This window comes from Agrobacterium tumefaciens, from assembly GCF_017726655.1.
GTDB lineage: Bacteria > Pseudomonadota > Alphaproteobacteria > Rhizobiales > Rhizobiaceae > Agrobacterium > Agrobacterium tumefaciens_B.
The window spans coordinates 1097859-1107500 of record NZ_CP072309.1; the positions used below are offsets into that span (position 1 = coordinate 1097859).

Annotated in this window: 8 protein-coding genes (1 of these 8 cut by a window edge); 2 read left to right on the forward strand and 6 right to left on the reverse strand. The window is 60.3% G+C overall.

Translation table 11 applies throughout. The features are described 5' to 3' along the window. The first annotated feature begins 42 nt into the window (after positions 1–42). Positions 43–1521, forward strand: a complete 1479-nt coding sequence (locus tag AT6N2_RS19290; protein WP_209090817.1) for a M81 family metallopeptidase — start codon at positions 43–45, stop codon at positions 1519–1521. A gap of 28 nt (positions 1522–1549) precedes the next feature. On the opposite strand, the gene AT6N2_RS19295 is transcribed toward AT6N2_RS19290, so the two are convergent. From AT6N2_RS19295 to hutI, 6 genes are all read right to left on the reverse strand, one after another. Beyond that, positions 1550–2122, reverse strand: coding sequence for a HutD/Ves family protein (locus tag AT6N2_RS19295; protein WP_209090818.1), 573 nt, complete (start codon positions 2120–2122; stop codon positions 1550–1552). Between the two features lie 38 nt (positions 2123–2160). Beyond that, positions 2161–3165, reverse strand: a complete 1005-nt coding sequence (locus AT6N2_RS19300; RefSeq protein WP_209090819.1) for an alpha/beta fold hydrolase — start codon at positions 3163–3165, stop codon at positions 2161–2163. 185 nt (positions 3166–3350) lie between these two features. Next, positions 3351–5024 (reverse strand): urocanate hydratase, encoded by a 1674-nt coding sequence (hutU, locus tag AT6N2_RS19305; RefSeq protein WP_209090820.1) that lies wholly within the window; start codon positions 5022–5024, stop codon positions 3351–3353. Between the two features lie 11 nt (positions 5025–5035). Next, complete coding sequence (hutG, locus tag AT6N2_RS19310; RefSeq protein WP_209090821.1) at positions 5036–5836, reverse strand: N-formylglutamate deformylase; 801 nt, start codon at positions 5834–5836, stop codon at positions 5036–5038. A gap of 1 nt (position 5837) precedes the next feature. Further along, positions 5838–7382 (reverse strand): histidine ammonia-lyase, encoded by a 1545-nt coding sequence (gene hutH, locus AT6N2_RS19315; RefSeq protein ID WP_209090822.1) that lies wholly within the window; start codon positions 7380–7382, stop codon positions 5838–5840. Beyond that, entirely contained in the window at positions 7379–8638 is a 1260-nt protein-coding gene (gene hutI / locus AT6N2_RS19320; RefSeq protein ID WP_209090823.1) for an imidazolonepropionase, read from the reverse strand. Before hutI ends, hutH begins: the two co-directional genes overlap by 4 nt. Positions 8639–8752: 114 nt before the next feature. Between hutI and AT6N2_RS19325 the strand changes: the two genes are divergently transcribed. Continuing rightward, positions 8753–9642 carry the 5' portion of a formimidoylglutamate deiminase gene (locus AT6N2_RS19325; RefSeq protein ID WP_209090825.1) on the forward strand. It continues 457 nt past the right edge of the window, so the window shows 890 of its 1347 coding nt (coding positions 1–890); it begins with the start codon at positions 8753–8755; its stop codon lies beyond the right edge, outside the window.

A 9642-nucleotide genomic window follows, 5' to 3' on the forward strand; every position in this document is an offset into this window, starting at 1 on the left:
GAAGCTGCGCGAATGCAGACGCTGATAACGAGAATCGGAAATATGCGCATTTTCACGGCATCGCTTGCCACTGAAACCAACACATTTTCGCCCGTGCCAACGGATATGGACGCCTTCCGTGCGGCATTTTACGCCGGCCCCGGCGAGCATCCGGAAACGCCAACACTGTGCTCGTCGCCGGTGCCCATCCTGCGACGCCGCGGCAAGGCAGAGGGCTTCACAGTCATCGAGGGGACCTCCTGTTGGGCGGAGCCCGCCGGACTAATCCAGCGTGAGACCTATGAGACCCTGCGGGACACGATCCTCGGGGAACTCGCCGCCGCCATGCCTGTCGACGCTGTTGTCCTTGGTCTGCATGGGGCGATGGCGGCGCAGGGTTATGACGATCCGGAAGGTGATTTCCTCTCACGGATACGCGACATGGTCGGGCCGGGCGTGTTGATTGCCGCAGAATTCGATCCACACAGCCATCTTACCGCCTTGCGGGTCAAAAACCTCGACATCATGGCGACTTTCCTGGAGTTTCCGCACACGGACTTCGAAGAACGTGGCGAGCATGTGGTGGAACTGGCGCTTCGTACCCTTCGAGGCGAGATCAAGCCCGTCATCTCGACATTCGACTGCCGGATGATTACGATTTACCCCACCAGCCGCGAGCCGATGCGATCTTATGTCGATCGGTTAAAGGCCATGGAAGGCAAGGACGGCATTCTGTCCGCTTCCGTCATTCACGGTTTCATGGCGGGCGACGTACCGGATATGGGAACGCGCATTGTCGTGGTCACCGATAACGATAAGTCGAAGGGCGATGCGCTGGCGGAAAAGCTCGGCCACGAGCTCTACGCCATGCGCAAGCTTACCGCGATGCCGATGCTGGATACAGAATCGGGCCTCGATCTGGCGCTTTCCATCCGCACGAACAATCCGGGGAAACCGGTGGTCGTCTCTGATATCTGGGATAATCCGGGCGGCGGCGTCGCGGGTGATGCGACCCATATTCTACGGCGCATGGTCGAGCGAGGCATCGATAATTTTGCTGTCGCGACGATCTGGGACCCGATAGCGGTGTCCTTCTGTCATGCGGCGGGTGAGGGAGCCGAACTCGATCTACGTATTGGCGGCAAATCCAGCCCGCAAGGCGGCGAGCCGCTCGATTTCCGCATCAAGGTGATGCGGACGGCGGAGGCTGGATGGCAAAGCTTCCGCAACAGCCGCGTCACGCTCGGCCGTGCCGCCGTTGTTCGCCCGCTGGGTACAGAGATCGACATTATCCTCATCACAAGCCGGACGCAAACTTATGAGCCGGATATCTTCTCCAATCTGGGTATCGATTTCGCCAGCAAGGATCTGCTGCTCGTCAAGTCGACAAACCACTTTCACGCCGGGTTTGCGCCGATAGCATCTGACATCGTTTATATCGCAGCCCCGACCTCATATCCCACCGATCCGGCAAAAACGCCGTACCGCAAGGCCAGTCTGGGGCTGTGGCCAAGGGTCGCCGATCCGCTTGGCCTCGATTGAGGCGTCGGATCGCCGTGTCTGGAGTGTTTTAACCCCGATCGAAGGTCACGATAAAGAATTGGCCGCTCTGGTCTGCACTGCGAACCGCAATCTCGGCACCGGGCTCGATCAGGAGACCATCACGGCGCTGCAGATCGATTGTCTCGCTGCCGGATGAAACAGCGGCCGGATCAACGGCGAAGATGAAGGTGGTCGTCGAAAACGCTGGCTGAAGGCGCAGTTCCCCGCGATGTTTTTCGACACGATGCCGAAAGTGTCCGCGACGGGACATGACATTCAGATCGACAATCGGACCGTCGTTCAACGTGGCGTCAACCGGAACATCGGCGGCAAAGGGCAGGGGAGCGCTTTCAACCGTCAGCGCCACGGGGTCTTTTCCGTCAATGCTGAGGCTCATACCATTGCCTTCCAGAATGCTAAGTGTCCGGTCAATTTCGGGAAATATCGAAAACGGCCCGTCCTGTGCGACATCGGCCATGCTGATCCGCCAATCGAAGTCGGTCATGGTGGCGCCGGCCGGATGAACGATGATCTCAGTCGTGACACCGCCGCCATTTTTCCAGGGCATCGACGTGTAAGCGTTGCTTTTCAGATGTCTCATCGTCTGCATTTCCCGATATGCTCCTGGACGTCGTGTTTCTACATACCGCCGTCGCTGGCAATACGCCTTTCAAGCATCTTCTGCGCCGCATAAAGGTTGGCTTTTTTACCGGCGAGTTTTTCGATTGCCGTCACAACGAGATCCCGTGCGACGTAATCGGATTTATGTCCGAGATTTCTGACAACGACGAGTGTCGATCCTGTTATCGCGCGCGAAAGCTGGCGAGAATGGATTTCCGGCGAAACGACATTGTCAGTGTCACCGGTGATGATGACCGTCGGCGCTGTTATTTTTGCATAATTTCGCGCGGCATTCCGGGCCCAGGCGTTCAGCGCTGCGACCTCCTGCGCGTTATGGCGAAACGCCTTCGGCCTTAACGCGGCCCATGCGCGCGTGGCCTCGATGTAGCCCGCGGGACGACTATTGGGAGCAAAAACCCCGCGCGTCGCCTGATCGAGCGCGAAGAAGCCTACTGGAGGCGCGATAAAAGTGGAAAAGAGCGGTCCCGTCACTGGAGCGCTCGCTGCCGTATAATACCATGCGATACCGCCCGGCCAGGGATAGACCGCCGGCGAAAGGAACACGAGACCCGTCACCATCTCCGGATGACGCAAAGCAAAGGCCGCTGTGATCGCGCCACCGAATGAGTGTCCGACGATGATAGCCTTGTGGATTCCGCGCTTTTTCATCAGTTCGGCAATCGCATCGGCCTGCGCGTCTGGCAGGATATTGTCATTGCCACCAATATCGGAGGCCCCGTGGCCAGGTCTGTCGATAAATAATAGCTTCGCGCGGCCGTTGAGCCTGTCGGCAAAGGAAAACAGCGGATCGTAGAGGCTTGCGCTTGCGCCATGAAGAAAGACGATCGGCGGCAGGTCCGCCTGTTTTTGAGGCTCGATCAACAGGCTGTTGAGCTTGTATCCGCCCACATCGATTCTCACCGGAACGGCCCCGCGGCTTTCGGAGGCGACGCTCGGTGACAACAGGGGAAAAACTGTACCAATCAGAAGACCAAGCGCAAGGGAGATATGTCGTGGTGCCATGCTGTCGTCCGCGCTCCATCAAAGTCATCGGTTTATCGCAGAGGCGAGACATCACACCTGAGCAGAAGCAAGTAACGAAGAAATCGATTCGAAAGTTTCAGACGAGGAAACAGGCTGAACGATGATGTCCATCTCCATCCTTGAAAGGCAAGGGCCGCGCAGCGATGGGCCGCGCGGCGACACGATCAGTTGCCGAGGATGCCGGGCAAACGCAGGCCCTGTTCCCTGGCGCATTCAACGGCGATCTCATAGCCCGCGTCGGCATGGCGCATGACGCCGGTCGCCGGGTCGTTCCAGAGAACACGCTCCAGCCGGCGTGCGGCATCATCCGTACCATCGGCGCAGATGACCATACCGGAATGCTGCGAGAAGCCCATGCCGACGCCGCCGCCATGATGCAGCGATACCCAGGTGGCACCGGATGCGGTGTTGAGCAGGGCGTTGAGGAGCGGCCAGTCGGACACGGCGTCCGATCCGTCCTTCATGGCTTCCGTCTCGCGGTTGGGCGAGGCGACGGAGCCGCTGTCCAGATGGTCACGGCCGATGACAACTGGTGCCTTGAGTTCCCCGTTCCTGACCATTTCGTTGAAGGCAAGCCCGAGGCGATGGCGATCGCCAAGGCCGACCCAGCAGATGCGCGCCGGCAGGCCCTGGAACGCGATGCGCTCGCGCGCCATGTCCAGCCAGTTGTGCAGGTGCTTGTTGTCAGGCAGTAGTTCCTTCACCTTGGCGTCGGTCTTGTAAATGTCTTCCGGATCGCCCGAAAGGGCCGCCCAGCGGAACGGACCAATGCCGCGGCAAAACAGCGGGCGGATATAGGCCGGCACGAAGCCCGGGAAGGCGAAGGCGTTTTCCAGCCCCTCGTCCTTGGCGACCTGGCGGATATTGTTGCCATAATCGAGCGTCGGAACGCCAGCATTCCAGAAATCGACCATGGCCTGAACATGCACCTTCATGGACGCACGCGCCGCAGCGGCAACGGCCTTCGGATCGCTTTCCTGCTTTGCACGCCATTCGGCAACGGTCCATCCGGCTGGAAGATAACCGTGGACCGGGTCATGCGCCGAGGTCTGGTCGGTGACGATATCGGGGCGGACGCCGCGACGGAAAAGCTCTGGAAAGATTTCCGCCGCATTGCCGATCAGGCCGACGGATTTGGCCTCGCCCGCCTTTGTCCACTGGTCGATCAGCGCCAGCGCCTCGTCGAGCGTGTGCGCCTTTGCGTCGACGTAACGGGTGCGCAAGCGGAAATCGACGCGGGTCTCGTCGCATTCGACCGCAAGGCAGCAAGCTCCAGCCATGACAGCGGCCAGCGGCTGCGCACCTCCCATGCCGCCGAGACCACCGGTCAGGATCCATTTGCCCTTCAGGTTACCGCCGTAATGCTGACGGCCAGCCTCGACGAATGTTTCATAGGTGCCCTGCACGATGCCCTGCGTACCGATATAGATCCACGAACCGGCCGTCATCTGGCCGTACATGGCAAGGCCCTTCTTATCCAGCTCGTTAAAATGATCCCAGTTCGCCCAGTGCGGCACGAGGTTGGAATTGGCGATCAGCACGCGCGGCGCGTCCTTATGGGTGCGGAACACGCCGACCGGCTTGCCGGATTGCACGATGAGGGTTTCGTCCTCGTTCAGATCCTTCAGCGTCGCGACGATGCGGTCGAAATCGTCCCAGGTGCGGGCGGCGCGGCCTATGCCGCCATAAACGACAAGCTCATGCGGGCGCTCGGCGACGTCAGGATCCAGATTGTTCATCAGCATGCGCAGCGGGGCTTCCGTCATCCAGCTTTTGGCATTGAGTTCAGTGCCCTGCGGTGCACGGACGTCGCGAACATTGTGACGTGGGTTGTTCATGTGCTTTCCCCTTATCGTTTCGTGTCGAGCGCAAATCTTTCCATGCGCGTCAGAATGGTTTTGAGATAGGTGCGAAGTTGTTCAGCTTTGGCAGCATCGTAGGCAAAAGGCGGCGTCTCGCTTTGAAGATGGGTGGACTGCGCCAGCTCCATCTGAATGGCGTGTACGCCGGTTTGCGGCTTGCCGTAATGGCGAGTCGTCCAGCCGCCTTTGAAACGGCCGTTCAGGATGCTGTCATAACCTTCGGCGGAAGCGGTTACTTCGACGGCGATTTTCTCGATTGCCGGATCGCAGGTCTTGCCCATGTCCGTGCCGATGTTGAAGTCCGGCAGCTTTCCTTCGAACAGGAACGGAATGTGCGACCGGATCGAATGGCAATCGTAGAGAATGGCGATACCATGGATCGATTTCACCCGTTCGATTTCCGCCGCAAGGGCTGCGTGATAAGGCGCGTGGAAGTTTTCAAGGCGATAGGCGAGGTCGGATTCTGTGGGTTCGGCTCCCTCTTTCCAGATGGGCTTTCCGTCGAAATCCGTTTCCGGGACAAGACCGGTCGTGTTCTGGCCGGGATAAAGGCTGGTGCCGGCCGGATCGCGATTGGCGTCGATCACGTAGCGGTGGAACGCTGCCCGCACGGTTGTCGCGTTTTCGAGAAGCCCGGCATAAAGCTCATGGATATGCCAATCCGTATCGGCGAGGGTTTTGCCATTGTCGTTTAGGCGGTCCCAAATTTCCGCCGGCACATCGGTGCCGGTGTGCGGCAGGCCGAGAATAATGGGCGAAGAGCCTTGTCTGACCTCGAAGGCGCGCATCTCAAACCTCCAGCTGCGGCAGAATGCCGTTCGAAATTGCCGAGACCAGCGCGCCCGAAGCAATCAGTTCCGACGCCTTCTTCAGGTCAGGTGCCATGTAGCGATCCTCTTCGAGCGAAGGGATCGCCGCCCGCAGCACGGCCATCGCCTTCTGCAATTCGGGACCGGTTTTCAGCGGTCCGCGCAGTTCCACGCCCTGAACGGCCGACAGCGCCTCGATGCCGAGAATGGCGAAGAGATTGTCGGTCATGGGCAGCAGTCGCCGCGCGCCGTGGCAGGCCATGGAGACATGGTCTTCCTGATTGGCCGAGGTCGGCGTCGAATCGACCGAGGCCGGATGCGCCATCTGCTTGTTCTCGCTCATCAACGCGGCGGAGGTTACCTCGGCGATCATCAGACCGGAATTCAGGCCAGGCTTTTTGGATAGGAACGCCGGCAGGCCATAAGAAAGCGCCGGATCGACCAGCAGCGCCACGCGGCGCTGGGCGATCGCGCCGATCTCGCAAATGGCAAGCGCCGTCTGGTCGGCGGCAAACGCCACCGGTTCGGCGTGGAAGTTACCGCCCGAGACCACCGAATTATCCGAAAGCACCAGCGGATTGTCGGTCACCGCATTGGCTTCGATTTCCAGCGTGCGGGCAACCTGGCGTAGAAGATCGAGGCAGGCGCCGTCCACCTGCGGCTGGCAGCGGATGCAATAGGGATCCTGGACGCGCTCGTCGCCCTCGATATGGCTGACGCGGATTTCCGAACCCTCCAGCAGGTTGCGCAGCGCAGCACCAGCGTCAATCTGACCCTTATGGCCCCGCAGCGTGTGAATATCCGGATGGAAAGGAGCAGACGAACCCATGGCGGCGTCAGTGGAAAGAGCGCCGGTGATCAGTGCCGCCTGCGCCGCGCGATGGGCGCGGAAAAGGCCGGCCAGCGCCAGCGCCGTCGATGTCTGCGTGCCGTTGATCAGCGCCAGCCCTTCTTTTGCCGCAAGGACCACCGGGGTCAGCCCGGCTTTCGCCAACGCATCGCCGGCGGCAAGAAGCGCGCCTTCGTAAAAGGCCTCGCCTTCGCCCATCATGACTGCAGCCATATGGGCGAGCGGTGCGAGATCGCCGGAAGCGCCGACCGATCCCTTCTCGGGAATGACCGGGATGACGCCCTTTTCAAGCATGCCTTCGATCAGGCGCACCAGTTCCAGCCGCACGCCGGACGCGCCGCGGCCGAGCGAAACGAGCTTCAGCGCCATGATCAGCCGCACGACATTTTCAGGCAGCGGCGCGCCAACGCCGCAGCAATGCGACAGGATGAGATTGCGCTGCAGAGTCGCCACATCGGCGGCGTCGATCTTGATGGAAGCCAGCTTTCCGAAACCGGTATTGATGCCGTAGACCGGGGCATTGCCAGCGGCAATTTCAGCAATGCGGGCTGCCGCTTTTTCTATGCCGGCATCGAAGGAGCGATCGAGCTTGGCGGTGCCGTTTTCCCAGTAAATCGTCGCGAGATCGGCAAGCGTCACGGCGCCTGGGTGAAGCGTGATGGTCTTCATGGTCATGAGGAAACCTTCTGTCCCTTGAAAATACGGGCATGGAGCGGGTTAAAACCGATGCGGTAGACAAGTTCGGCCGGGCGCTCGATATCCCAGATGGCGAAATCGGCGGATTTACCGGCTTCCAGCGTGCCGGTTTGAGCACCGAGGCCGAGTGCCTTTGCCGCATTGCGTGTCGTTGCCGTCAGACACTCTTCCACGGTCATGCGGAAAAGTGTCGCTCCCATGTTCATAGTCAGCAGTAACGAGGTGAGCGGCGATGTGCCGGGATTGCAATCCGTTGCAAGCGCGATTTCGGCTCCGGCATCGCGCAGTGCCTGAACAGGCGGCAGCTGCTTTTCCCTGAGCGCATAAAAGGCGCCGGGCAGAAGCACGGCCACGGTTCCCGCTTTTGCCAGCGCCTTCGCACCGGCCTCGTCGAGATATTCCAGATGATCGGCCGAAAGCGCGTTGTAAGATGCCGCAAGCGCGGCGCCGCCGAGATTGGAAAGCTGCTCGGCGTGCAGCTTGACGGGAAGTCCGCGCTGCTTTGCTGCCGCGAAAACCCGGTCGATATCAGCGACGGAAAAGGCGATGCCTTCGCAAAAACCGTCAACCGCATCTGCCAGTCCTTCCGCATGGGCCTTTTCCAGCCCGGGCAGAACCACGTCGGTAATATAGTCGGCGTTGCGGCCCTTATAGTCCGCAGGTGTCGCGTGTGCGGCGAGGTAGCTGGTGATAATGCGCACCGGGCGCAATGTCTCAAGCCTGCGGGCGACGCGCAGCATTTTCAGCTCGGTTTCGATGTCCAGACCGTAACCGGATTTGATTTCAACGGTGGAAACACCTTCGGAAAGAAGCGTGTCGAGACGCGGCAGAGCCTGCGCCACCAAAACCGCCTCCGAGAGCGCGCGCGTGTCGCGCACCGAGGAAACGATGCCACCACCTGCCTTGGCGATCTCTTCATAGGTCGCGCCATTCAACCGCATCTCGAATTCCATGGCGCGATTGCCGCCGAAGACGAGGTGGGTGTGGCAGTCGATGAGGGCAGGGGTGATCCAGCGGCCACCGCAATCGTTGGTCTCGTCGGCTTTCGACAGATCGGCGGGCAGATCGCTTTCAGGGCCGGCAAAGGCGATGCGGCCGTTACGCACGGCAATGACGGCGTTTTCGACGGCACCGATGCCTTCCATGGCGGGATCGAAGGTTGCCAGCCGGGCGTTGCGCCACAAAGCCGTGGCGTTTCCCGTCGCCGTTGCGTTTGCAGATTTGTTCCCTGGCATTTGCTTTTCGCCTTTCCTTTGTGAGTTAAATGTATATACATAATAATCGGCTTGGCAAGCTGCAATTTCGGGTTTGAAATGGCCTTGCCGGACAGAACCAAAGGAGAGGGTGGCATGACGGCAATTTACGCGGGCGCAGCGCTTCTGGCGGAAGGGTGGGCGAAGGACGTTCGCATCATATGCCGGGACGGTCTTGTTGCCTCCGTCGAAACGGGCGCTTCCGCGCAGCCCCTGGACGAGCGGCACGCCGTCATCGTCCCGGCCATGCCCAATCTCCACAGCCACGCGTTTCAGCGCGCCATGGCCGGGCTTGCTGAAATCCGTGGACCGGGTGACGACAGTTTCTGGAGCTGGCGCACCGTGATGTATAAGTTCGCGCTCTCCATGACGCCTGACCACGTGGAGGCGGTTGCTGCCCAGCTCTATATGGAAATGCTGGAGGCCGGATTTGGCAGGGTTGGTGAATTCCACTACCTGCACAATGACCGCGACGGTTCACATTACGGCAATATTGCCGAAATGGCCGAACGCATCGGCGCGGCCGCGTCGCAGACGGGTATCGGTCTGACCCTGCTGCCTGTCTTTTATGCCCATTCCGGTTTCGGTGGTCAGGCTCCGATAGACGGACAGAAACGCTTCATTCATTCGCTCGACAGTTACGCAAAGCTGATGCAGAGCGCAGAGGCTGTGGTAGGCAGGCTGCCGGGCGCCGTCCTTGGCATAGCGCCCCACAGCCTGCGCGCTGTCACCGCCGACGAGCTGGCCGCCATAGAGCCTCTGGCAAAAGGGGGGCCGATCCATATTCACGTCGCGGAACAGACGAAGGAAGTGGAAGACTCCCTGGCCTTTTCCGGTGCAAGGCCGGTGGAATGGCTGCTTGAAAACGCGCCCGTCGATAGCCGCTGGTGCCTGATCCATGCAACGCACATGACGGAGAGTGAGACGCGCGCCATGGCGAAAAGCGGCGCAGTTGCCGGTCTCTGCCCGATCACGGAGGCCAATCT

Excerpts from the sequence above, each read along its gene's own strand:
- AT6N2_RS19290 (WP_209090817.1), top strand. The coding sequence starts at position 43 with ATGCGCATTTTCACGGCATCGCTTGCCACTGAAACCAACACATTTTCG.
- AT6N2_RS19295 (WP_209090818.1), bottom strand. The coding sequence starts at position 2,122 with ATGAGACATCTGAAAAGCAACGCTTACACGTCGATGCCCTGGAAAAAT.
- AT6N2_RS19300 (WP_209090819.1), bottom strand. The coding sequence starts at position 3,165 with ATGGCACCACGACATATCTCCCTTGCGCTTGGTCTTCTGATTGGTACA.
- hutU (WP_209090820.1), bottom strand. The coding sequence starts at position 5,024 with ATGAACAACCCACGTCACAATGTTCGCGACGTCCGTGCACCGCAGGGC.
- hutG (WP_209090821.1), bottom strand. The coding sequence starts at position 5,836 with ATGCGCGCCTTCGAGGTCAGACAAGGCTCTTCGCCCATTATTCTCGGC.
- hutH (WP_209090822.1), bottom strand. The coding sequence starts at position 7,382 with ATGACCATGAAGACCATCACGCTTCACCCAGGCGCCGTGACGCTTGCC.
- hutI (WP_209090823.1), bottom strand. The coding sequence starts at position 8,638 with ATGCCAGGGAACAAATCTGCAAACGCAACGGCGACGGGAAACGCCACG.